Source organism: Paenibacillus sp. FSL H8-0317 (assembly GCF_045040685.1).
Classification (GTDB): Bacteria; Bacillota; Bacilli; order Paenibacillales; family Paenibacillaceae; genus Paenibacillus.
The window spans coordinates 6,679,821-6,705,224 of the sequence record NZ_CP150294.1 but is presented as its reverse complement, the minus strand read 5'-3'; the positions used below and the strand labels follow the sequence as shown (position 1 = coordinate 6,705,224).

Annotated in this window: 18 protein-coding genes; 11 read left to right on the top strand and 7 right to left on the bottom strand. The window is 46.7% G+C overall.

The features are described from left to right. Positions 1-38: 38 nt before the first annotated feature. Together MHB43_RS29885 and MHB43_RS29880 are read right to left on the bottom strand one after the other, a co-directional pair. A complete protein-coding gene (locus MHB43_RS29885) occupies positions 39-1,067 on the bottom strand; it encodes an ABC transporter substrate-binding protein (protein WP_339180051.1) in 1,029 nt (342 codons plus the stop codon). A 108-nt stretch (positions 1,068-1,175) separates the two neighbouring features. Beyond that, positions 1,176-2,822: an ABC transporter substrate-binding protein gene (locus MHB43_RS29880; RefSeq protein ID WP_405130947.1), complete on the bottom strand. Its 1,647-nt coding sequence runs from the start codon at positions 2,820-2,822 to the stop codon at positions 1,176-1,178. Positions 2,823-3,546: 724 nt separating this feature from the next. Between MHB43_RS29880 and MHB43_RS29875 the strand changes: the two genes are divergently transcribed. The 4 genes from MHB43_RS29875 to MHB43_RS29860 all read left to right on the top strand — a co-directional run bounded on the left by MHB43_RS29875 (position 3,547) and on the right by MHB43_RS29860 (position 10,531). Further along, positions 3,547-4,536 carry a LacI family DNA-binding transcriptional regulator gene (locus MHB43_RS29875; protein ID WP_339180046.1) on the top strand — a complete coding sequence of 330 codons (990 nt, stop codon included), beginning with the start codon at positions 3,547-3,549 and terminating at the stop codon, positions 4,534-4,536. Positions 4,537-4,697: 161 nt separating this feature from the next. Beyond that, the gene (locus MHB43_RS29870; RefSeq protein WP_339180044.1) at positions 4,698-8,090 is read left to right on the top strand and encodes a GH36-type glycosyl hydrolase domain-containing protein; all 3,393 of its coding nucleotides are present in this window, start codon (positions 4,698-4,700) and stop codon (positions 8,088-8,090) included. Positions 8,091-8,447: 357 nt separating this feature from the next. Then, the gene (locus tag MHB43_RS29865) at positions 8,448-9,821 is read left to right on the top strand and encodes an ATP/GTP-binding protein (RefSeq protein ID WP_339180043.1); all 1,374 of its coding nucleotides are present in this window, start codon (positions 8,448-8,450) and stop codon (positions 9,819-9,821) included. Between the two features lie 77 nt (positions 9,822-9,898). Next, positions 9,899-10,531, top strand: a complete 633-nt coding sequence (locus MHB43_RS29860; protein ID WP_339180041.1) for an RloB family protein — start codon at positions 9,899-9,901, stop codon at positions 10,529-10,531. A 97-nt stretch (positions 10,532-10,628) separates the two neighbouring features. Here the strand turns inward: MHB43_RS29860 and MHB43_RS29855 are convergent, their stop codons facing one another. Continuing rightward, positions 10,629-11,747: a methyltransferase domain-containing protein gene (locus tag MHB43_RS29855; protein WP_339180039.1), complete on the bottom strand. Its 1,119-nt coding sequence runs from the start codon at positions 11,745-11,747 to the stop codon at positions 10,629-10,631. Between the two features lie 267 nt (positions 11,748-12,014). Here MHB43_RS29855 and MHB43_RS29850 point away from each other — a divergent pair, with 267 nt between their 5' ends. Further along, positions 12,015-12,515 carry a GNAT family N-acetyltransferase gene (locus MHB43_RS29850; RefSeq protein WP_339180038.1) on the top strand — a complete coding sequence of 167 codons (501 nt, stop codon included), beginning with the start codon at positions 12,015-12,017 and terminating at the stop codon, positions 12,513-12,515. A gap of 26 nt (positions 12,516-12,541) precedes the next feature. Then, positions 12,542-13,330 (top strand): SDR family oxidoreductase, encoded by a 789-nt coding sequence (locus tag MHB43_RS29845; protein WP_339180035.1) that lies wholly within the window; start codon positions 12,542-12,544, stop codon positions 13,328-13,330. Between the two features lie 113 nt (positions 13,331-13,443). Here MHB43_RS29845 and MHB43_RS29840 read toward each other — a convergent pair whose 3' ends face one another. Then, positions 13,444-13,992 carry a GNAT family N-acetyltransferase gene (locus MHB43_RS29840; RefSeq protein WP_145324523.1) on the bottom strand — a complete coding sequence of 183 codons (549 nt, stop codon included), beginning with the start codon at positions 13,990-13,992 and terminating at the stop codon, positions 13,444-13,446. Between the two features lie 215 nt (positions 13,993-14,207). Beyond that, on the bottom strand, positions 14,208-14,450 hold the full coding sequence (locus MHB43_RS29835) for a DUF2164 domain-containing protein (RefSeq protein WP_244988428.1): 243 nt from the start codon (positions 14,448-14,450) through the stop codon (positions 14,208-14,210). A gap of 463 nt (positions 14,451-14,913) precedes the next feature. Between MHB43_RS29835 and MHB43_RS29830 the strand changes: the two genes are divergently transcribed. Continuing rightward, a complete protein-coding gene (locus MHB43_RS29830) occupies positions 14,914-16,647 on the top strand; it encodes a glutamine--tRNA ligase/YqeY domain fusion protein (RefSeq protein ID WP_405130946.1) in 1,734 nt (577 codons plus the stop codon). A gap of 346 nt (positions 16,648-16,993) precedes the next feature. Here the strand turns inward: MHB43_RS29830 and MHB43_RS29825 are convergent, their stop codons facing one another. Further along, positions 16,994-18,187 (bottom strand): MFS transporter, encoded by a 1,194-nt coding sequence (locus MHB43_RS29825; RefSeq protein ID WP_405130945.1) that lies wholly within the window; start codon positions 18,185-18,187, stop codon positions 16,994-16,996. Positions 18,188-18,349: 162 nt separating this feature from the next. Between MHB43_RS29825 and MHB43_RS29820 the strand changes: the two genes are divergently transcribed. Further along, a complete protein-coding gene (locus tag MHB43_RS29820) occupies positions 18,350-18,979 on the top strand; it encodes a molybdenum cofactor guanylyltransferase (RefSeq protein ID WP_339305959.1) in 630 nt (209 codons plus the stop codon). Here MHB43_RS29820 and MHB43_RS29815 read toward each other — a convergent pair. Next, on the bottom strand, positions 18,949-19,923 hold the full coding sequence (locus MHB43_RS29815) for an AraC family transcriptional regulator (RefSeq protein ID WP_405130944.1): 975 nt from the start codon (positions 19,921-19,923) through the stop codon (positions 18,949-18,951). The genes MHB43_RS29820 and MHB43_RS29815 overlap by 31 nt on opposite strands. A 245-nt stretch (positions 19,924-20,168) precedes the next feature. Between MHB43_RS29815 and MHB43_RS29810 the strand changes: the two genes are divergently transcribed. From MHB43_RS29810 to MHB43_RS29800, 3 genes are all read left to right on the top strand, one after another. Further along, positions 20,169-22,172 carry a beta-galactosidase gene (locus MHB43_RS29810; protein ID WP_405130943.1) on the top strand — a complete coding sequence of 668 codons (2,004 nt, stop codon included), beginning with the start codon at positions 20,169-20,171 and terminating at the stop codon, positions 22,170-22,172. A gap of 280 nt (positions 22,173-22,452) precedes the next feature. Continuing rightward, positions 22,453-24,243, top strand: a complete 1,791-nt coding sequence (locus MHB43_RS29805; RefSeq protein WP_405130942.1) for a sensor histidine kinase — start codon at positions 22,453-22,455, stop codon at positions 24,241-24,243. Next, on the top strand, positions 24,240-25,349 hold the full coding sequence (locus MHB43_RS29800) for a response regulator (protein ID WP_405130941.1): 1,110 nt from the start codon (positions 24,240-24,242) through the stop codon (positions 25,347-25,349). Before MHB43_RS29805 ends, MHB43_RS29800 begins: the two co-directional genes overlap by 4 nt. Positions 25,350-25,404: the final 55 nt, after the last annotated feature.

Genomic DNA, 25,404 nt, shown 5'->3' with positions numbered 1-25,404 from the left:
CGCCCTAGCCTGTCCGGACACCTGGATTCATCCTTATGTTATTTACGGTTTTGCTCGGCACGTTCTACGATCATATCGGCGAATTCTTCAGCCTGACCTTGAATTGCAATCGGGTCGAAGTACCAGTAACGGTCTTCTAATAATTCATACACCTGATTGTTTTTCACAGCCGGCAGGGATTGCCAGATGGCATCACCTTTGTAATTTTTATTGTTCTCTCCAACGGTTAAGAAGATATGATCCCCTGCATAATCACCAACAACTTCACGAGAAATCTCTTTCCATTGGGTATCACCCATCAGTTCTTTTTTGGTGATTTCGAGAGGGGCAAGTTGCAAAGCGCTGTAGACCGCTTGTCCTCCTCGACCAAAGTTGTCTCCATATCCATAATAACTTTTGTCGGATACTTCAAGGATGGAGAAGGTTTCCTCCGGTTTGATGACTGTTTTCACCTTGGCGCGAGCGGCTTCAATTCGTTCATCGTACGTTTTCAGCCAAGCTTCGGCTGCTTCGGATTTGTTCATCAGCTCTCCGAATCCCCGGATTTCGTCATGTACATTGGTGAATGTACCGTACGGAATGACCACAGTTGGTGCGATTTTTTTATAACTTTCAATCTCTTCGGCTTGATCAGAGTAGGTAATGATCAGATCCGGGTTCAAGGCAATAACCTTCTCCATGGATACCGCTGCCCGATCACCGATACTTTCAATGCCCGCCACCTGATCTGCATAGAACGGGTTTTCCAAATAATATTGAACAGCCCCAACGGGTTTCACACCCAGTGCGAGCAGATCACTTACGTACATATCCGTGACGATTCGTTTCGGTTCAGCCGGAATCTCAACATCCCCGCTTAATGACTTGTAGATCCGTGTAGCATTCGAATTGTCCGAACTGGACGACGTGTCTATGTTCGTTTCGGAGGATCCGGTTGTCGTTTCTGTTCCCGCTGCCGATGTCTGTTCAGTGGCAGTCGAGCCTGTTCCGCTGCTACAAGCAGCCAGAATCATAATGATGGCGAGCATAAGCAGCAAGCCGGAAAAGCGTTTTTTTGTAGCAAACATATTTGTTCCCCCTGTGTATAATCAATAATGATTATTATTCTCATTAATAACATAGAGGAAGATGTGATATTTGTACATGGACAACTATGATCACTACAGCATGGACAATTATGATGTGAGGAGACGCATGATATACTGCAACTGCTCCATAACGGACAAGGGATCAAATCCATAGAACATGTCGGCATCAATCTCGTATACACGTCCTTCACGAACGGCGGAGAGGGTGCCCCAAGATTCCTGATTCAACAGGTTATCCAGCATTTCTCGTTCGGCAGGTTCCTCAGTGAAGGCGACAAACATGTGATCTGCGGCATACAAGTGAATCTCGGACAACGGAACATGAACGTACCCCGTAAGTAACTGCCCATCCTGCTCCATACGTGAGGGTGGAGTGAAGCCCAGCGATTGATACAGCACATGAGAAGCTCTGCCCCAGCCATGACCGTAGATATAAGCCCCGTCTTCTCCAATCATAAACATGCAAACGGCGGACCCTCGTGTTCCTGCCATCTGTTGGTCCAACGTATGATTGGCTTCTTGTTCAAGTTGGTGATATTGATCTAACAACGCTTGTGCATTGGACTCAAGCCCGGTAATTCGGCCCAAAAGAAGAAGCTGCTCCTGCCAATCGATTTCCTCAAAGGGCATCAGAATGGTCGGTGCGATCAGACGTAGTTCATCGAAAGTGGGATGCGGTGCATATCCGATAATGACATCGGGCTGAGCGTTTGCAATCAGATCCGTATGTTTAACCAGCTCATATTCGGAATGTTGCTCAAATGGTTCATGACCATCATGACCATGTTCCCCCATTTTTTCTTCCATCCAGCTGGCAACGGCGCCCATGTGGGGAGTGTGGCCCAGTGCCAGAAGTGAGGCCGTATAATTGTAAGTCAAAGATACAATCTTCTTGGGCATTTTCCGGTAGTGTGTTGGGGCTGATCCAACCATCTGTTTGAATTTGCGGCTCAGATAAAAGGTGTCCCTGTAGCCTGTTAGTTGTGCAATTTCCTGTAGCGTAGGGTTCGCGAACAACAGATGTTCCTGAGCCATCCTGATTCTGAGACGGGTCACATATTCAACAAACGTAAGACCTGTATGCTTCTTGAACTCTCTTGAAAAATGCTCAGGACTCACATTCGCATCGCGTGCCAATTGTTCGCGAGTCAGCGGATGCGTATACATCTGATGGATATGTCTGAGTACAGCATCGAGCCAGGATTGATCTTCATGAGCAGAATGAGCTACATGATCCCGCAAAATATCCAGTAATTCATAGAAAAGCATATGTGGCCTGAAGGGGCTCGAATCATGGCCTGTCGAACTTGCTTGAATCAGCTCTACTGCCCTGTCGGTGAGAGTACGGCTCGCAATGGGGGCTGGTATCCCGAACGGCCAGAACAGCTGTTCATTTTCAATGGAATCAAAAGCAATAGCAACGCCCTGTACTGGCGACAGGGAGCCGCGCTTGCTCTCGTGCTGAAGCAGGCTTCCAGCTTGTCGAACGACTGCAGAGCCTGCATTTAATGTCAGTTTGCCCTCTGCACTGATCAGCCTGGCCTGGCCAGCAGTAATGACGTACAGTACGTGAAGTGTGCTCCACATCTCATCTATGCGGGAGAATGCCTCGCGGTCGTGAAGCTGCACCAGATGGCACAGCTTGAACAGGGCAACAGGTACGGACTGAATCTTCTGCAAGGAAACGGGACGGGACAGCGGTTTTTTTTGGTATGTGGGTTTGGAAATATTCATTAAATAACTGTCTCCTTACATAAGTCAGCAGGGGCATTATGCGTCTCATGCCCTTTGTATACTGGCGTAATTCGCGGATCTCAACTATTATGCAGTATATACTATAAACGGAGTGACGTGGAATGGACAGATTGGACAATTCAACTTTTTCTGTGAAAAATAGATAAAGTGGTTGAAATCGCTATCAACACCGACTATAATGAAAATGTCGAAACGTTTCAATCTGGCGTTTAATGCCAGTTTCATTGTATTAGGCAATAACTGTTCATAGGGCGCCAGATTGAAAGACGCGTCATGACCATCATTAATGGTATGGATTGGAATAAGGTACTTCAACAGTGGTACCGGAAGGATCGAGACAAGGATTTTTTTTGAGAATACCTCGAAACGTTTCGATTGACATCCATCGCTATGATATGTATAAAGATTAATAAACGATAATGAAGGATTTAGTGGTTGTTCTAACCATGTACCGTATAAAATATGGGTAACCTTGAATTTGTTCTATATAGGTTCAACTAAACTTTTTACGCGAGAACGGAGAGGACAGAAATAACGTGAAGAAGCGAAGCGTTCGCCTTTATCCCCGGATTTTCCCTTTGAAGAAGGGAATTAAAAAAAATCTGGGGATAACAGCGATCGGAAGGTTATTCTGTCATCGGAGTGGTAAGTGTAAATATTCTTTAGTTGAACTTATATATAGTTTAGAAGGAGCGAACGTGGAATGGCAACGATTAAGGATGTGGCAAAGCTGGCAGGTGTAGCACTCTCGACTGCTTCCTATGCGCTGAGCGGGGATAGCAAGGTTAGTGCCAAGACCAAAGCTAAAGTGCTTGAGGCAGCACGAGAACTGAATTACCGCAAGAACGGCTTTGCCATGGACCTGAAACGGAGCCGGACAAACACGATCGCTTTGATCCTGACCGATCTGTCGGGCCCGTATTACTCGGAGTTGATCCGTAGTGTACAGGATGTAGCCCTCGCGAACGGGTATGACCTGATTGCGTGCAGCTCCATGGGTGGACGGGACTCAACGGCAGTGCGATTTTTGCGTGAAAAAAGAGTAGATGGAGCCATCATCCTGGCGCATAACATTCATGATGATATTCTGGTAGAATCCGCCGGTCATCGTTTTCCGATCATTGTGATGGATCGTCAGCTGTCGAGTGACCATCTGGTCAACGTGCTGGTGGATGGAGAGCAGGGCGGTTACCTTGCTACCCGCCACCTGATTCAGGCAGGACATCAGAAGATTGCATATATCAGCGGTCCATCCAACTCGTATGACAACGCGCTCCGTTACCAAGGGTATTTGCGAGCGATGCGGGAAGCGGGGCTTGAAGAAAAGTCCAAATGGCGTCTGAACGGCAATTTTGTACGTGAGGGCGGATACAGTGCAACCAAGATGATGATCATGCAGGGCGATCTTCCCTCAGCGGTATTTTACGGTAACGATGAGATGGCGATTGGTGGCCTGAAGGCATTGGAAGAGCGTGGTGTATCGGTGCCGAATGATATTTCCGTGATCGGTTTTGATGATATTCAGTTGTCCGAATATGTGCATCCACCGCTGACAACGATACGCCAGCCGAAGCATGAAGCCGGGTCGCTCGCCGGACATCTGTTATTCCAGATGCTCAATGGCGAAGCGGTTGACCCTTCATATACGTTAACGATTAATATGATCGAGCGCAACTCTGTACGTTCGGTTTAGACCGAGTCTGAACAACAAAGAACTGCCTGCATGCTGAAGTAAAAGTTTAATGATGGGGTTATCGTCCGGACGGGCTGTAAAAAGCCGGTTTGAAGAGGCCCCTATTCTTTTTCAAATTTATCGAAACGTTTCGATTTTAACTAATTCAAGGAGTGAACCTTATGACAACGATGATTAATGAACCGATCCGGTTAAGTGCCGGAGAGTTATCTTTTACCTTTTTGAACAGTGGCGACCTATACCAGGCTACATCCGGCACAACGATGTTGAACCAGTTGCTCAGCAACCAGATTGATGGATCTTTGAACAACCTGTACCTGCGTGTGCATGAGGGAGAGAAAATTAGCTCGTTCCCGCTGCTTGGTGTACGTTCGAATAGCAAGGTAATTACAAGCAAGGCACAATCCAGCAACCAGTTGATCTGGGAGGGCACAGTCCAGCTGGAAGGTAGTGAAAAAGGCATTGGCTATCAGGTTGTATTTACGGCTACACCACAAGGTGTCTGGTTCTGGGATGTGAAGCTCACAGGACAACAACATAACGTAGACGTGGTGTACGGACAGGATGTAGGTCTTGCTGATCCAGGTGCGGTACGCAGCAATGAGGCTTATCTGTCACAATACATTGACCACACAGTGTTTGAAGATGAAGCGAAAGGTTATGTCGTTTGTTCCCGTCAAAACCAGCCTCAGGGCGGCGCATTTCCATATATGCAACAAGGTTCCCTGACGAAAGCAATTGGGTACTCCACAGACGGATTCCAATTCTTCGGTCTGTCGTACAAGGAAACGAATCAACCAGAGAGCTTGAATCGCCCAATGTTGGCGAATGAGACGTACCAGTATGAATTTGCCTACACGGCGCTGCAATCTGAACTGCTGAATCTGAACGGAGAAGCACAGGTAGTGTTTTATGGACTAGCGAAGCCTAATCATGCCGAAGGAATCTCTGCACTGGAATTCGGGGATGAAGTTACCGCAGCATGGAATGAAGTACAGGCTCAGACTGTGGAAAACGGTGATACGTTGGAACAGGTGAAACTGTCCTCCTTCCTGGGTGAACCACTGGTAACACTTGATCTGACGCAAGATGAGATTCATGATCTGTTCCCTGATCGTCATCAGGAAGAGCACAGCGGTGAGGAACTGTTATCCTTCTTCACAGGGAGCTATGAACATATCGTTCTGAAAGCAAAAGAATTGCTCGTAGAGCGTCCGCACGGTCACATTCTGATGAGTGGTGGCAATGTGCAACTTGGAGCACAGGTTATTACGACAACGTCATATATGTACGGTATTTTCAACTCACAGCTCGTTATTGGTAACACCAATTTTAATAAAATGATCAGTAATGCCCGCAATGCATTAAACGTGCCGAAGACGGCTGGACAACGCATCTATGTGGAAGTGGACGGACAATATCGTCTGCTGACGATGCCTTCCTTGTTTGAGATTGGCTTCAACTATGTACGTTGGATCTACAAAACGGCATCCGATACAATCATCGTGACGAACTATACAGGGGCACATGCTACGGAAGTAAGTATGAATGTGCGTTCCACAAGTGGTAAGGCGTACCGTTACCTGGTAACAAACCAGATTACGATGAATGTGAATGAATACGAGTATCCGCTGCATATGACGCAGGATGGCGATACTTTGATCTTCAAGGCTGATCCACAAGCGATTAGTGCAGGAACGTACCCAGATCTGCAATACCGCATGTCGGTGGACGGCGCAGCTGTGAATGTAGGGGACGAAACGTTGCTGGCAAGTGGTATCCGCAGTGGGTCTGCATCACTAGTTACGCTTAGTCTGGAAGCAAGTGCTGAATGGACGCTGAAGGTACAAGGGGTATTGGAAGGCCAAGCAGACAGCGGAGTGGTAGCAGGTTCAAGCCTGACGTTTGAAGAGGAAGTACAGGCATACCGCGAGTTCTTCGCAGGTGTGATGAACGGGTTCCGTTTGTCCCGTGGCGAAGGTCAGAGTGCTGAGGATCTGTTCAAAGTAAATGCGCTGGCTTGGTGGTACACCCACAATATGCTGGTTCACTACTCCGTGCCTCACGGTTTGGAGCAGTATGGCGGCGCGGCTTGGGGTACACGGGATGTGTGCCAAGGTCCGGTGGAGTACTTTATGGCAACGCAAAAATATGAGCAAGTTCGCGATATCATCAAAATGGTTTATACCCACCAATATGAAGATGATGGCAACTGGCCGCAATGGTTCATGTTTGATAAATACTTTGCGATTCAACAGGAAGAGAGTCATGGCGACATCATCGTATGGCCGTTGAAAGTATTGGCGGACTACCTGACAGCGACTCGCGACTATGCAATCCTGGATGAGAAAGTACCTTATACCGTCAAGCATAGCTTCGGGTTCACGGAAGAGACGGCAACGGTATTGGATCACGCGAAAAAAGAGATCGAATATATCCGTTCGCACTTCCTGCACGATACGTTTCTGTCTTCCTACGGAGATGGCGACTGGGATGATACGCTCCAACCAGCCAATGCACAGCTGAAGCAATACATGGTGAGCAGTTGGACGGTGGCATTGACGTATCAGTCCGTAAACGTGCTCTCGCAAGCGCTGAAATTCAAGGATGCGGACTTTGCACAGGAGCTTGACGTGCTAGCTCAAGGCATTCGTGAGGACTTTAACCGTTACATGCTGGGCACAGATGTGATTCCAGGCTTTGTATACATGGAAGAAGCCGACCAAGCGAAGCTGATGCTTCATCCAACGGACACAGAGACAGGCATTCAATATCGTCTGTTGCCAATGACGCGCAGCATGATTGGTGAGTTGCTGAATGCGGAGCAAGCAGAGTCTCATTACGCATTGATCCGTGAGCAGTTCCTATGCCCGGATGGCGTGCGTCTGATGAATCGTCCAGCTCAATATGCTGGTGGTGTAAGCACACACTTCAAACGTGCAGAGCAAGCATCCAACTTCGGTCGTGAGATTGGTTTGCAATATGTACACGCCCATATCCGTTACGTAGAAGCGATGGCGAAGCTCGGTAAGACAGATCAGGTGTGGAATGGTCTCGCGATGATCAACCCGGTTGGTATCGGTGAGGTTGTACCTAACGCGGAGATTCGCCAAGCGAACTCATACTTCAGTAGTTCGGACGGCAAGTTTAATACGCGTTACGAGGCGCAGGAGCATTTTGACCAGCTTCGTAAAGGGACTGTACAGGTGAAAGGCGGATGGAGAATCTACTCCAGCGGCCCTGGAATCTACATGAACCAGCTGATCTCCAATGCACTTGGCATTCGTCAAGAGGGCGGCGATCTGGTCATTGACCCGGTATTGCCAGCTGAGCTGAAAGGCATGCAATTCGAATTCGAGTATGCAGGTGAGCCAGTGACGTTTATCTATCACTTGAACGAAGGTGCTGTGAGCCGTGTAGCGGTGAATGGCAAGGACATTCGCACCGAGCGTACAGCGAACCGTTACCGTCAGGGCGGGGTCTGCATCTCGCTTGATGAGTTCAGAGAAGCACGCAATGCAACTGAGCGTACGGTTGTTGATATCTATATGTAAGAGAAGCAATAGCGGCTTCAATCAAGGCGAGATATAGACCAAAATGGTTCAATTTGTCTATATCTCGTTACAAAAACGATGATTTAATGAGTTATGAAATGAATTCAAGAAACGTAAGCTCAGATCGTGATGTATCATTACATTTTACATTGCTAGACAAAGCAGCTCTAATCTAATTCGGGAATTAGATTAGAGCTGCTTTGTGCTTTGTGTCTCTGACCTTTGATGGATGATACCATTAAAATTCATTCAAGGCATAAAGAGAAAAAATCTCTTTATGTTTATATTTTGCTGTTGAATGGATATAATAAGTGTAGGGAGTTTCTTTTGTAGATCCCCCGAAAAGGAGTGAAAAAAATGATCGTACGATTCAGTGTAGAAAATTTTAAGTCATTTTGTGATAAACAAGAGTTAACGATGATTCCTGCCAAAAAGATTAAAAAAAAGAAAGAACATGTGGTGTTGTTTGATAAAGTTTCATTATTGAGAAGTGCAACAATATACGGGGCGAATGCCTCTGGTAAAAGCAATTTAATTGAAGCGATGAAGTTTGCAAAGTATGTCATTACAAATCGAGTGCCACAGCAAGCGAGTAAAATGTATTGTAGAGTAGCTCCAGATGGTCAAGATAAAGACTCGACATTTGAATTTGAAATATTAAAAAACAATATATTTTATGCATATGGGTTCAGCATAAATCTATTCGACCGTGTCATTAAATCCGAATGGCTATATGAATTAGTTCCTGGCAAGGATATGCAGCATATGCTTTTTGAAAGAGAGACTGAACTCAAACGCATTGAACTTGGTGATCGGGTAGAATTGGATGAAATTGATCGGATGAAATTTAAAACCTATACTTTGGACTTTGAAGATAATAACTCAGGGTTATTTCTTAAAGAAATGAACAGAAACAAAAAGATTAAAAGTGGATCAAGTTTGGCATTTTTTAAAGATGTTTTTGAATGGTTTGAGGAAGATCTCGTAACCATCTCTGCAGACCAGATTATTACCGATTTCGAGTATTTTTATGGAGATGACGGGAATCAGAGAATTAATCAAATTATTGATCTATTTGATACTGGAATATCGAAAGTGAAAATAGAGGAAATCTCATTGCCCGACCTCAAGAGTAAGCTCCCAGGCAAACTTTTAGAAGAAGTTATTAGTGCATTCACAAAAAAATCCGAAGACCCTGATCATGAAAATGTAAGGATGTCGATTCGAACAAAGAATGCTTTTTATAACATTAAAGGAGTTTCAGGAGAAGAACCGATCATTACCACAATTATGTTGGAGCATGGCGTGCAGTCACTTAGTGACTTTGAGTTCGATGAAGAGTCTGATGGAACTCGGCGTCTGTTTGACCTAATGGATATACTGATTAGTAACAAAAAGAACAAAGTGTATGTCATTGATGAATTGGAGCGGAGCCTTCATCCCAAATTAACTTATAAATTTATTGAGTTGTTTTTCGAAGTTTTAAAGAATAATCACACGCAGCTTATTTTCACTACGCATGAATCTACTATTATGGATCAGGACCTGTTGCGAAGGGATGAAATATGGTTTGTTGAAAGAAATAAAGATAATATATCTCATTTGTACTCCTTGGACCGTTTCAAAGAACGATATGATAAAAAGTTAAGCAAAAATTATCTTGACGGGCGTTATGGCGCTATTCCTGTATTGAATAGTTTCTCGTTTTCGGAAAACGGTGAAATCGAATGAGTCCGCTAAGAGAATTACGATCATGGACAACACGATATGAAGAAGAGATTAGTATAGATCCCTTACGGAGATATTATTTGATATTTGAGGGAGCCAACACCGAGAAACAATACTTTAAAGGGGTAGACACGTATCGAAAAGAATTGGGAATAAACAATCTGATCGAGATGGTTATTTTGAGTAAAGAAGGTGAAATCCGAGACTATAGTCATCCTTCCAAACTATTGGCGTTAATCCAACAGAAAAAAAGAGAACTCATTAAGTCTGGATCGTATGATAAAGAGATCGATCAGTTCGTCATTGTGTTTGACCGTGACAGTTTTGAAACGAAAGAAACCTACTTGGAGTTTATACAGCTAGCTGGCGAAGAAAATATTCTGACCATTACAAGTCCCTGTTTTGAAATCTGGCTGATATTGCACTATGAAGATACAATTACTTTATATATTGATCCCGAAAGGGACAAGATACAGAAAAACGAAAAAGTAAGTAAAGCACATTCTTATACGAGCAAACTTTTTTCAGACCTATCGGGGATGAATCCCAAAACAGCTTTGAAATTTGATGTATTGAAGGAAAACGTGGATCGAGCCATTCAAGCTGAGAAACAACTTGAACAGCATGTATATCGATTAGGAGATGTAATAGGTTCCAACGTAGGACAACTGATTGAACAGATGAGGAACGATCCAAGGGAGCCTCTGCTATAATTCAGTTCATAATTTTTTGAATTTAGACGGAGTATTCTCCGTCTTTTTATATGAGATTTCTTGCAACTTAAAAAACTATTCACGAAAGTTCCGTATATCACCGTAGCGGAACTGCCAGCAACGTATACAACAACTCGTTATGCCGCACATTCTTCGTAACGTAGCCCTGCTGCTCCAGCCAGCTGCATAGCTCACTGAGCAGAGGGAAGTGACGCTCGCGTAAGGCGCGCAGCTGTTCCTCGTGTCCTGTGGTTTCTGCCTGCCGAATATAGGAATCACGGTGAGTCGCATCAACAAACATCAGATCGGTTAGACCGATACGTCCACGCGAGGTTAAAACACGCTGCATCTCCTGTAATGCCAATAGTTGCTGATCTGAACTCAGATGATGGAAAGCAAAGCTGGATACAACAAAATCAAAGGAATAATCGGCAAAAGGCAGCGCCAGAAAATTACCAAGTTTCACATGCATCTCAGGATATTTGGTACGACATCTGCGCAGCATCTCCCGGGATTGGTCGATTGCAGTCATGTCTGCGCCGTGCTGTAGCAGTTTCCCAGCCAGATTACCTGTGCCTGTACCAATATCAAGTCCTTTCTCACCAAGGGCGGGAGAGATCCAATGAGCTGTCTGTTCGAGCGCTTCGTCATAGTTGTGATACAGATAAAAGGAAGACTGTACCGTATCATCGGAATGATACCTGCCCTCTGAATTGGGATGTTCATTACTGACTCTTGCTTCTGCCTGCACTCGCTGATCGTGGATGGCTGCCTGCGTATCATAATTCCACCGATCATGCCAGTTCTGCCGTGCTTCGCGCAGGCGGCGCGCACTGTCCGCTAGATCGTGCAGATGGCTGACATCCAGCGGACCATCCTGACGATTCAGGTCAATCATGCGCTGGGTTGTATCCATCATACGTTTGAGCTCAATCCACTGGGCATACATGACGGCCTGTTGCAGTTCCAGATATTCTTCCAGCCGCTGCTGATTCCCTTGATCAATCTCTCCTAGCGCATGTGTAATATCCTGTAGCGACATGCCAATCTCACGCAGTGCAGCAATGGTTTGAAGCCGCCAGATATCATTCTCAGTGTATGTACGATAACCGTTACTGGACTGTTTGGCGGGGAGAATTAAACCTTTTTCTTCATAAAAGCGAATGGCTCTCGCCGATATACCAAGCCTGCTTGCTGCCTCTTTGATATTCATCATGCATTCCCTCCTTATCGAATCAGTATAAACCATGACGTAACGGCAAGGTTAAGTGTTTTATTTCATTTTGCGAAAAGGTTCAATACCGAGTGGAATTTTAGTCAAAGCTGAGGCTATGCTACAATATATAGAACAAAAAACTTAATTAGTGAAGTAAACGAACAATGTCTTCCTATTCCTAAGTTTCTCAAATTTCTTAACTCTCTGAACTTTCCCGACGTTGTAACGTACAGCGTTGTCGACTATAGCACGAAAGGTTGAATCATTATGCTTACCAGCCATACATTTACGATTCGTCCATCCGAGATTAAAGATGCAGCGCAGCTAATGGAGTTGGACACCCTGGTATGGGACAAATACACCTCACCTGCACCGATGCAATGGCGCTCCAGACAGCAATACCTGCAGTATTGCCCGCCAGGCAGCCAATTGATTGCGGTGCAGGGAGAGCGGGTATGTGGTTATGTGGGCTTTCAGCCAGCCACAGGTATGCTGGTCAACCGTCATGTCTATGAGATTCATATTGCAGTTCACCCTCATGATCGGCGTTGTGGCATTGCTACAGCTTTGATGGATGCCATTAAGCAACATGCGGCCCAACAAGGCGTTCGCAAGCTCAGGCTGCGCGTGCTATCCAGCAATCCGGGAGCCATCACGTTTTATACACAGTGTGGATTTGTGACGGAAGGCAGGCTGGTGTCCGAGTTTTATATCGGAGACAAGTATGTGGACGATATTCTTATGGGTTATTTTATCCAGACCAAATAGAGACTAGTTGAGAAGGAGGAACAACGATGGACATGGGACTTCAAGGTAAAAAAGCATTGGTGCTGGCTTCCAGTCGAGGGCTGGGCAAAGCGGTAGCCGCTCAATTGGCAGCAGAAGGTGCTGACGTCATACTTGCCAGCCGGAGCGAAGAAAAGCTCGCAGCAGTGAAGCAGGAGCTGCTGGCGCTTGGTGGTGGTGGACGTGTGGAATATTGTGCAACCGATGTGACACGCAAGGAAGATATTGAGGCTCTGATTCATAAGACAGCGGAGCTGTTTGGGCAGATTGATATTCTGGTGAACAATTCGGGTGGCCCACCATCGGGTTCATTTGAGTCACTGACGGATGAAGATTGGGAGCGTGCATTTGAATTAAATGTACTCAGTTATGTAAGGCTGATTCGCGGTGCTCTTCCTTATATGAAAGAAGGCGGAGGACACATTGTGAATATCGCTTCAACTTCGGTGAAGCAGCCCATTCCGGGTCTGGTGCTGTCCAACACGTTCCGTACAGGCGTGTTTGGATTGGCGAAGACGTTATCCCAGGAGCTGGCTCCATACGGAATTTTGATCAACACGGTGGCACCAGGACGTATTGCAACAGATCGTATTCGTGAATTGGATGCAGCGCGGGCTGAGCAGAACGGAATCAGTGAGGAAGAGGTATCTGACCAGTTCCGTAAAGAGATTCCACTAGGACGTTATGGTCAACCGGAGGAGTTTGCCAAAGCGGTGGTGTTCCTGTTATCCGGGGCCAATACGTACATTACCGGAACCTCATTGATCGTGGATGGTGGCATGGTCCGAGCCCTATAAAATCCATGGATACAATATAATACCCTCTGTCACCACATTCTGTGGAGATAGAGGGTATTCCTGTTATTCCGGTATGTTGGGAGAGATCTCTCCTGATTTATTATGTAGGCGAATTAGCGCAAAAGTTCCCATTCATGCTGAAGCATGCCGTATACTGCATGGTTCACGTAACCTTTAGGCAGCTTCTCTGCCTGACGAATGACACCTTCGAGAACGAATCCGAGTCTTTCAGGGATGGCGCGACTCCGTTTGTTGTTGGTTGCTGAGCGAATCTCGACGCGATTCAGATCCAGGGTCACCAGTGCATAGTCAACCAGAACGCGACAAGCACTTGTCATCAGACCCTGACCTTCGAAGCCTTTTCCAAGCCAGTATCCGATGCTTACCGAGCGGTTGGTCCAGTTAATCTCTTGGAATCCGATGACGCCTGCAAGATCCCCTTTTAACCATACTCCGGCGGTGAAGCCGCCATTTTCAGCACCTTGTTTTAACGCGTTGGTAATAAAGTTCGAGGTGTGTTCCACTTCTGTCACATGATCCACCCACGGCAACCAATGTCTCAGTTGATCCCGCGAGCGATCCGTCAGTTCGAACAGCGGTTTGGTATGTTCCATGGCCAGTGGCCGGAGTTCGGTATATTCATCCAATGAATAGGTAAACATGAATGCAACCTTCTTTCCTTATTAGTATAGGTTGTTCAAAAAAGTCCACTTTTGATTACGAATCATGCCTAGCGGCATGATCAGCATCGAATATGAAATTCAGCCGAAATGTCCGTTGCTCACGTAGTTTCCTACGCTCCGCTACTCCATTTCTAGCTTCATTCCATCTTCTCGGTACTGAAAACCAGACTTTTTGAACACGTATTTGTAGTGGATTAGCGGGAAGTCTTGGGTAACTTTTGCTCCAGTGCAAACAGGTCTTCTTCCATCGAGGCCATGCGTTGATTAACTGTTGTGCGTGCGTCACGGAGTGCCTGATTATATATGTAGGGAGCGAGCTGTGTCATGAACAGGTCGAGGACACCCCAAGCGGCCAGATCACCCAGTTCTTCGCCACGTTCCTCTTCGAAATACGACTGGATGGTGCGAATGGCTTCATCCTGCTGTTCTTTGGTCAGTTTAAGCGAGTTCGTTGGAATGGGAAACCCTCCCTTTAATTTGTTTTTAGGAGTTGTTCAAAAAGTCCGCTTTTGATTACGAATAATGCCTTACGGCATCATCAGCATCGAAGTTGAAATTCAGCCGAAATGTCCGTTGCTCACGTAGTTTTCCTACGCTCCGCTACTCCATTTCTATCTTCATTCCATCTTCTCGGTACTGAAAACCAGACTTTTTGAACACGTACTTTTACTATCATGCTACATGATTCGAGCGAACCCGTCAAAATGGTTTTGGGCCTATTTATGCATGGCTGATCCTGACTTTGGTGCCGTTCTTTATTGAACTCCTCCCCCGTTAAAGGTATATTTAAATGAAACGCGTACGAAACTTTCCAAGAAAATAGATTTTTTCAGGAAATGACTTCGTTATTAAGGAATTATAGCCGGAATTGCTGCAATTCCCGAAGGCTCCAATCCATTCATGAAAGGTTTGATACCTGTGGACAATCGTACAACCCCACCTAACTTTATCAAAAATATTATTACCGAAGATCTCCGGTCTGGGAAAGTCCAGGAAGTTATTACCCGTTTTCCTCCGGAACCGAACGGTTATCTGCATATCGGCCATGCCAAGGCGATCTGGATTAACTTTACGCTGGGCGGCGAATTTGGCGGCAAAACGAATCTGCGCTTTGATGACACGAACCCGGTCAAGGAAGATGTTGAGTACGTTCAATCGATTCAGGAAGACGTGAAATGGCTCGGATACGAGTGGAACGAGAAACGTTTTGCCTCGGATTATTTTGATGAGATGTACAACCGTGCTGTCTTGTTGATTAAAAAAGGAAAAGCCTACATCGACGACCAAAGCGCCGACGAAATCCGTGCAATGCGCGGAACGTTGACGGAGCCGGGCAAGAACAGCCCGTACCGTGATCGTTCGGTGGAAGAGAATCTCGACCTGTTCACACGTATGCGTGCAGGCGAATTCAAGAACGGAGAGAAAGTGCTGCGTGCCAAGATCGATATGTCTGCACCGAATATCAATCTGCGCGATCCGGTTATTTACCGGATTTCACATGCACACCATCATAACACGGGCGACAAATGGTGTATCTATCCAATGTACGCCTTTGCTCACCCGCTTGAAGATGCAATTGAAGGTGTAACGCATTCCCTCTGTTCCTTGGAGTTTGAGGATCAACGCCCGTTCTATGATTGGGTTATCGCTGAATGTGAGATGGAGAGCCAACCACATCAGTACGAATTTGGCCGCCTGAACCTGTCCCAGATGGTGACAAGCAAGCGGAAGCTGAAACTGCTCGTGGACGAAGGCCATGTGGATGGATGGGATGATCCACGCATGCCGACGATTTCAGGTCTGCGCCGCCGGGGATATACACCGGAAGCCATTCGTGATTTTGTATTCGAGACAGGCATCTCCAAGAGCCAAGGGGTAATTGACCTGCAAACGCTGGAGCACTTTGTACGTGAAGACTTGAAACTGAAAGCTCCGCGCACGATGGCTGTCCTGCACCCGCTCAAAGTGGTCATCACCAACTATCCTGAAGGACAAGTGGAATGGCTTGAAGCTGAGAACAATGTGGAGAACCCGGAGATGGGTAATCGCCAAATTCCGTTCTCCCGTGAGATTTACATTGAACAAGACGATTTCATGGAGAATCCACCGAACAAATACTTCCGTTTGTTCCCTGGCAACGAAGTTCGTCTGAAACATGCATACTTCATCAAATGTAACGATGTGATCAAGGATGCAGAAGGTAATGTGACCGAGATTCATTGTACCTATGATGTGGAGACGAAGAGTGGCAGTGGATTCACTGGCCGTAAAGTCAAAGGCACGATCCACTGGGTAGAAGCAACTCAAGCGGTACCTGCTGAATTCCGTCTGTATGAGCCTTTGATCTTGGATGAAGCACCGGAAGCAGAGGTCGAAGTGGCAGTAGCTGGGGCAGAAACTGAGGTTGTGGAAGAGCAACCGGAGAAAACGTTCCTGGATCAACTGAACCCGAACTCCCTTGAGATTGTTAATGGGTATGTGGAACAAGAGATGAAGGAAGCGAATGCTCAGGATAAATTCCAATTCTTCCGTCATGGTTACTTCAGTGTAGATCCAAAACACTCCGAGCCAGGTCGTCCGGTATTTAACAGGGTCGTACCCCTGAAAAGCTCGTTCCAACTGCCAAAGGCATAAGGTAAAGTCAAGGCGTAGGATCAATGCTACAAGTTAAAGCTATAAGCCTAACCAGTAGACTTAAATTTATAAATGTAAAAGGCGTCTCCATGGCAACAACCCATGGAGACGCCTTTCTCTTTACCTGCACCTATGCTTAATCTTTTGTCTGAATGTTTGAACGTTTTATTTACATCATAACGGAGAGGACAGAAGAAAGCTGGAGAAGCGGAGCGGTCGCCTTTATCCCCGGATTTTATCCTTTGAAAAGGGAATCAAAAAAATTCGGGGATAACAGCGATCGAAAGATTCTTCTGTCATCGGAGTGCTCCAGTGGAAATCTCTTTCAACTTTTTCAAACAAAAGATTATCTGTCCTCATCCAAATTACCCATCTCCGTCAATACAACCGGCTGATAGCCGTTACGTCGATTCGATAACCACATGATGCTAAATCCAACAGCGCCGATGAGCGAGAAGAATACGCCAATGCTATACATGATTTCTGCACCGAAGCTCTGGAACAACCAGCCGCCGAACAGACCCGCAATAACGCCCGAGAGACCGCCCCAGGCCATCGTATATACCGCTTGACCGGAGGAACGATAAGGTCTTGGAATAAACAGCATGGTTAGCTGCGTACCCACATAGAAGTACCCACCAAACGTAATGGAGTGCATCAATTGAATGAATACAATCTCCAGTGGGTTGTTAGCCAGTGCCATGAGCTGCCAGCGAAGTGCAAACAGCACACTGATCAGAATGAGAGATGCTAAGAGCATGCTCATTTTACGCTTGAGCAAGCGGTCGAGCAGCAGGAATACGCCGACTTCGAGAATGGATGAGGTGAAGATGGCCCAGCCGACCATCTGTTTGTCACCACCCATTTCTACAATATATAGTGACATAAACGTACTGTTCATGGCATTAGGCACCGATACGAGTACACCCAGGCCGATAAATGCCATAAAATACGGATTGAACATGACTTTGCCAAACCGCCGAAAAGTAACCACGGGTGTATCCGAAGCGATCGGCTGTCTGGGTAGAAATACGGATAATACAAAGGCGGTGGCAATCATGCATGCAAATATAATGGATACACTGCCGATGCCAAAACGGTCAATGAGCGGTCCGGCTGCGACGGCAGTCAGTGCCCAACCGAGTGAACCCCAGAGCCGGAATGACCCGAATTTTTGGGTTGTACCATCGATATATCCGAGAATCAGACTGTTCGTTTGAGCAAATAATGGACTTTGAAAAAAATAAAAGAAAATCATGGCTACATAAATCCATGTATAAGTGGGCGCATAGAACACACCCTGGGCGAGCACAAATGTACCTCCCATCATAATCATCAGAATGATGCGAATGTTGCGAGATTTATCGCTCCAGAAACCCCAGAACGGGTTGGCAAACAAGGATACAAAAGGTCCAATCGCCATGAGACTGCCAATCTCCAGTTTGGTCATGCCAATCTCTTGCAGGTAAAGCTGCAGGAATCCGGCGAAGATCGAGATGGCTCCATATATGAAAAAGTTATATAGTTTCAGATAAACCAATGAGGGATTGCCTCTTGAAGGTGCAGGTCTGTCCAATTAAGCCATTCCTTTCAAATGCATATTGTTCAATGTATCATTTGTTGAAAGGGGATTCAATGCATAGCGAACGTTTTGAAATTGATGCGGTCATACACATATCGTGATCTGAGGGAGGATAACAACATGAACACGAGGGAATGGACAGGCATCATATTGGCAGGAGGTTTATCCAGCCGCATGGGGACCAACAAGGCCATGCTGGAACTGAACGGTTCCCTAGTACTGCAACATGTTACAAAGGCCATGAGGCCCGCCGTATCCCGTATCATCGTGGCTGCCGGACCCAATGTGACAACCTACGGTGCAATGGGCTACGACTGCGTTCAGGATCACTATCCGGGGAAGGGGCCACTCGCCGGTCTCCACGCGGCGCTGGAAGCTTCCGATACAGACTGGAATCTGGTATGTGCCTGCGATATGCCGCTCCTGCAAACGTCTTTCTTTGATGGAATAAAAAAACTGGTCGAGTCGCATAACTCTTATTCTGCTATCGTTCCACGCGTGGATGGACATGTCCACCCTCTTGCAGGGGCTTACCACATACGAGTGCTCCCTGATCTGGAGCAGCGCCTGATACAGGATCATCTTCGAGTTATGCGATGGCTTGAAGAGATCGGTTGCTGTTATGTCGAAGCAGAAGAGCTTGAGAGAGCGGGCGTTCATCAAGTAGCGATGCAAATGAGTAATATGAACACGCCGGAAGAGTACGAACGTATCCGTAATCAAGATTCTGGACTCGATTCAGATCTGTAAGATACAGGATCACCTGATGATTCTGCATGATGATTGCGATATTGAAGCGGGCTTTGGCCTGTCCAGCGTTTGAATTGTCTGCTGAAATGGGACAGATGGGTGTAACCGAGCTTCCACGCAATTTCCCCGAGCGACAGCTCTGGCTGTTCGATCAATACTTTGGCCTCCTGCAACTTCAAGCTGGACAGGTAAGCCCTGGGCGAACGCCCGTACACCTTGCGAAAGACCTGTAGACCATATCCCGGGCTGATGCCAAACGAGGATATAATCTGCTCTACTTTGACCGTGGATACACTGCTTTCCTTGGTTCGAAGCTGGGCATGGAATGCTTGCTTGATTGCCTCCGCTATAGCTCCCGCATAATGCATGGCTGTTGGAGCTGGTGCATGTGAAGCAGCAACGGAAGTTGTGGATTCCGGTTCATTGTCAGCGGCTTGGGACAACAGGGCGAACAGTTCAAACATGCGGGCCTGCATGATCATTTTGTCAGTGGACGTGTAGGCCTCAGATATGTTAATCATGCCCATCCAGCTCTCCAGCACAACGCGCATCTTCCTATTATCTGCCGTACCTGCTGCGTAGATTCGGCTGTGCTGTGACATCAGCTTCAGGGTGAAGACGGGATCATCCACATTAAAGTGAGCGCTAAAATAAGTCATGCCTTCCGTGGATACACATTGATTTGTATGTTTGAACCCGGGAGGAATGAGAAGAATGGAACCTTCCTCCACGGTATAGGTATAACCATGAATCACACTCTCCTGCGTACCTTCCATGATCAACATAATCTCAAAGCCCGGATGTGATTCCTCCGGCATCGCCCATCCATAGGGTACTTGTTGGCTGTGAGCACCATAAAATTTGATGTTACAGTCGATAATAGGCAGCCAGTGGGCCAACGTATGGTGAGGCATTTCTCGGAGCTGTGATCGGATATCCATCATATTCACCTCGGAAAAGGGTAAAAACAACTTGCCTTATACAATCGGCACCCGTAGTATACTTCATTATAATCAGTTTAACGCAAGGATGGACAATCCATGGAATACATCAGCGTTTGAAGTGGTTGCTGAAAAATTCAAGTTCTTCGACCTATAATAATGTAAACGCTACCATTACGGATTGGAATATGTCAACTCTTGCACACGTCAAGAACATTATATTTTCCACCTAAAAAGGAGATTAAATCATGGACAAATTATTATATGGCGTAGCTTACTATGATGAATATATGCCTTACGAAAGATTGGACAAGGACATTCAGATGATGAAGGATGCAGGCATCAACGTGGTCCGTATTGCAGAATCAACCTGGAGTACCCATGAACCGCAGAATGGCGTATTTGACTTTTCTTCCGTAGACCGTGTGCTGGATGCCATGCATGAAGCGGGAATTCAGGTTATCGTCGGGACACCAACGTATGCTGTTCCAACATGGATGGTCAAGGAACATCCGGACGTGCTGGCTACCACCTCTCAGGGACCTGGTAAATACGGTGCAAGACAGATCATGGATATTACACACCCAACCTATCTATTCTATGCCGAACGGATCATTCGCAAGCTAATCTCTCGGGTAAGCACACATCCAGCGGTCATCGGTTATCAGACAGATAACGAGACAAAGCATTACAATACGGCCGGAGATAATGTGCAACTGCAATTCGTCAAATATATGCGGAACAAGTTCAGCTCCCTGGATGAACTCAACAAGGAATTTGGCCTCGATTACTGGAGCAATCGGATCAATAGCTGGGAGGACTTCCCGTCTGTGGTAGGAACGATCAACGGCAGTCTGGGCGCTGAATTTGCCAAGTTCCAGCGGCAGCTGGTAACCAACTTTTTGGCTTGGCAAGTGGGGATCGTGAATGAATACAAACAGGCAGGACAGTTTGTTACCCAGAACTTTGACTTCGATTGGCGTGGATATTCCTACGGCATTCAAGGGGATGTGGATCATTTTGCCGCATCGAAACCTTTTGACATCACCAGTGTGGACATCTACCATCCTTCCCAGGATGATCTGACCGGCATTGAAATTTCATTCGGCGGAGATGTGGCGCGTTCCACCAAACAATCGAACTATCTGGTACTGGAGACTGAAGCGCAGGCGTTCTGGCATTGGGTTCCGTATCCGGGACAGCTGCGTTTGCAGGCATTCAGTCATCTGGCATCAGGAGCGAACATGGTCGCTTACTGGCACTGGCATTCGTTGCACAATTCGTTTGAGACGTACTGGAAAGGATTGCTCAGTCATGACTTTGAACCGAATCCGGTGTATAACGAAGCGAAGACCATTGGCAGGGATTTTGCCCGTCTCAGTCCGAAGCTTGTGAATCTGAAGAAAAAAAATCGGGTGGCGGTGCTGTTCAGCAATGAGGCCCTGACATCCATCAAGTGGTTTGGTTTTAACTTCACCAGTGACAAGAACTACAATGACGTGGTGCGCTGGATGTACGATGAATTGTATAAAATGAACATTGGCTGTGACCTCATCGACCCATCGGTTGAGAGTTATGCGGAGTATGACGTGCTCGTTGTACCTGCTCTGTATGCTGCTTCGGATGCATTGCTGGAAAAATTAAATCAATTCGTAGAGGATGGCGGACATATTGTCTATTCGTTCAAAAGCGGATTCGCAAATGAGCATATCAAGGTACGCTCTACCCGCCAGCCCGGGCTAATTAGTGAGGCATGCGGGATCAGCTATAACCTTTTTGTAGAGCCAAAACATGTTTCGCTGCGCGATGATCCATTCGAGGTTGGTGAGGAGCAGAACCGAGTTCACACCTGGATGGAACTGATTACGCCGACAACGGCTGAAGTACTCGCTTGGTATGATCATCCACATTGGGGTGAGTATGCGGCAATTACCCAGAATGCCTATGGAAAAGGCAAAGCAACCTATGTCGGCTGTTATACCAGTTCTGCGGTGATCCGTAAGGTGTTGGAACGTGTCATGAAGGAAGCGGGCGTATGGGGAGCTGATCAGGAGCTGGCTTTTCCTATCATTGTGAAGACAGGTGTGAACGATCAAGGGAACACGATTCGCTACTATTTCAATTATGCGGATGAGGCAACATCCTTGGTGAATGCTTATGGAGAAGGGACTGAACTTCTGGCAGGAACCCCGATTGCTGCGGGAGAGAAGATCGAACTGGAACCATGGGGCACACGGATTATTGAACAATAATAGAGTAGGCAATGGATGTTGAACTATAAATTTACACAAAAACGGAGATGACAGAAATAACCTAACGAAGCGAAGCGTGCGCCTTTATCCCCGGATTTTCCCTTTTCAAAAAGGGAATCAGAAAAAATCTGGGGATAACAGCGATCGAAGGTTGTTCTGTCATCGAAGTGTTCGTGTAAATAGCATTAGTTGTAACATTTCCAATCGAATATAAAGACCAAAGCGCCCTCGGCTTCCATGCTGGGGCGTTTGTCTATTTTAGCTCAGGAGTGGATGCGCTGTGTTTACCGAATGTTATCGGAAGCTGATAGATCCTTTCAAACGCAGCATTCGCAATAAATTGATTCTTACCATGACGCTGCTGGCCGTTGTGCCCGTCATTGCCATGACCGCTATGGCAGCTGAGAATACCCGCTCTTCCATGGAAGAGGAGATTATGGAGACCAACCGGGCGAATATGAACTGGGCCTCCATCTATCTGGGTGAACAGTTCGCCCGCATGAACAATATTATCTATTCGATTCAGATCAGTGACGAATTGCATCAATATCTGGCGTTGAACGAGGAAGCACCGGCGGCCAGCCGATTCGATGAACAGAAGGCCATGTTCAATATGCTCAACAGTGTATACTATTCGGCTGGCAATTATGTATTTGGCGTTGAACTCTATCTGAAGGAATTGGACACCCTGTTCACCTTCAACTCCATGGATTCGCGCATCAAGGCGGTATCGGAAATACCGGAAGGATATCATGAGCTTTTTGCACAACATAAAGATTTTACAATTATCAATGATCCGGACGATCCGCAAAAGTTTCATATGACCCGCAGCATGAACCGCTTCGAGGATCAGGCACAGATCGGGGCCATCAGTCTGGAGGTCAAGTGGGCTGAGTTCAACCAGACCCTGGAGCTGCTGGATAGCCGGGGTGACTATGCGGTATACATTGCTGATAGTACGGGCAGTCCGGTCTATCAGCCAAACCAAGAGATTCAGCCGTCTGCGGAAGCACTGGAGAAATTGGCAGGCACAAAAGAAAGTTCGGGCTTCATCCGGACAGCCAAAGAATATGTATTCTTTCACTCCATTGAGCCGTCAGGACTGCGTGTGATCAAGATTGTACCTGCCCATGTCATTAACGAAAGTGCCTTGGACACGATGAAATATGGACTGGTCGTGGGTGGCCTGGCAACCGTCATTTCTGTGGGACTGGCTGCGCTGGTGGCTTGGCGTACATCGAAGCCCATTGTCAGATTGGCAAATTCCATGAAGGGTATTCAGCTGATCAAGGACAGGGAAGTGGTACGAAGCTGCCGGGTAGATGAGATTGGTCTGCTGGAGAAAAATCTGCACGGCATGGCTAGTCGTATTCGGGAACATATTCGCGACAACTACCTGATGAATCTGGAGAAGCAGACGGCCGAGCTCAAAGCACTACAATCCCAGATTCATCCGCATTTCCTGCAAAATACGTTGCAGATGATTGGTGGCATGGTCTACTCGCAAAAACCGGCAGATAGTTACAAGGTCATTCGAGCCTTAAGCGAGATGTTTCGTTATATTGTGCGAGCGCCGGATGGACTTGTTCCTCTACAGTCTGAACTCGATCAGTTGGAGCATTATATGCTGATTCAGAAGCAACGTTTTGCCGGCAGGCTTGAATATACACTGGAGATTACCGGAGAACTTCGGGCGTGTTATATCCCCAAGTTGTCTTTGCAACCCATTGTGGAGAATGCATTTTTGCATGGTCTGGAGAAGAAACAGGGCGAATGGAAGCTGGGTATTGAGGTCGTCTGTGAACCTACAGATGTAACCATTCGAATTCGTGATAACGGTATGGGAATGGATGCTAAGAAACTAATGGAGATGCAGTCCAGACTGGAGCGGTTTACCCGGCAGGCAGATCGGGTGTGGAGTTCAGGTACAAGTATTGGACTGGTCAATGCGGCCTCGCGAATTATAATGCATTTTGGACCTGAGTACGGGATGAGCATGGAAAGTGAATATGGACAGGGGACAAGCGTTACGGTACGAATTCCCTGCAATACAGGAGGCGAAGCCTTGTGAACAAGGAACTGTACAGAGTGCTGCTGGTAGATGATGAACCGTGGAACCGGGATATTCTGCGCAACCTGGGAGATTGGAATGAACTTGGCATGACCGTTGCAGGTGAGGCAGAGGATGGTGAGCAGGCCATACAACTGGTCAAGCAGCATCAACCTCACATTATCATTACGGACATGCGCATGCCCGGCACAGACGGTGTGGAGCTGCTACAAACGTTGAGCGGACAATACCCTCGGATCAAGGTAATCGTAGTGAGCGGGTATGATGACTTCAATTATGCCAAACATGCGATTCGCCATCGGGCTGCAGATTATCTGCTCAAACCGGTGAATCCGGATGAACTGAATGGTGTACTTGCCAAATGTGCAAAAGAATTGGAGAAGGTGGAATCTGCGCCTGAATCATGGGAATCGTATCCCTCTGCGTTTGCTGGTGAGTTTTCTTTGTTTCAGCAGCAGGCTCGCCTGCGGTTTAATGACCTGAACGTTCAGAGTCTGCGGGAATGGTTCCAGCAATTACAGCAGAAGCTGGAACGATGCGAGATTAACAGACCTCGGCAGCTTGGGCGGGTGGCTCATGAATTACAGGCTTTGCTGGATGAGTTGTGCGTCTCCAACGGCTTGTACGAGCGGCCAGTGGCAACAGCGCTGCCTCCTGCGGCTGCACTAACATCTATATCTGCTGCAGTGGAGTGGATATCTGCGCCTTACTATTTGGCTTTGGAGCAGCTGATTGCGCAGCGTAAATTCAAGAACAAGCTGAACCTGGACGAGGTGAAGCAATACATGGAGCAGCACTGTATGGAGATGATTACGCTGGAGCAGCTCGCCCAGATCTTTTTTGTCAGCAAGGAATATCTCAGCAAGGTATTCAAGAAGGAGTATGAGGTGAATGTGACCGACTATGTTGTCCAATTACGTATGACGAGAGCGAAAGAGTGGGTGATGGACGAACAGATTCCGTTCAAGCATGTTGCCGAGATGGCGGGTTATGAAGATGTGTCCTACTTCTATCGGGTTTTCAAAAAGCATTTCGGAGTATCTCCTGGGGAGATGCGGAAGGGACAACCTCGTATGTCAGGCAATTCAAGCAGTAGCACGGAATGAGTCGTTTAATAGAGCATTTACGGCAGGATAAGGTTTAAAATAATCCAATACACAA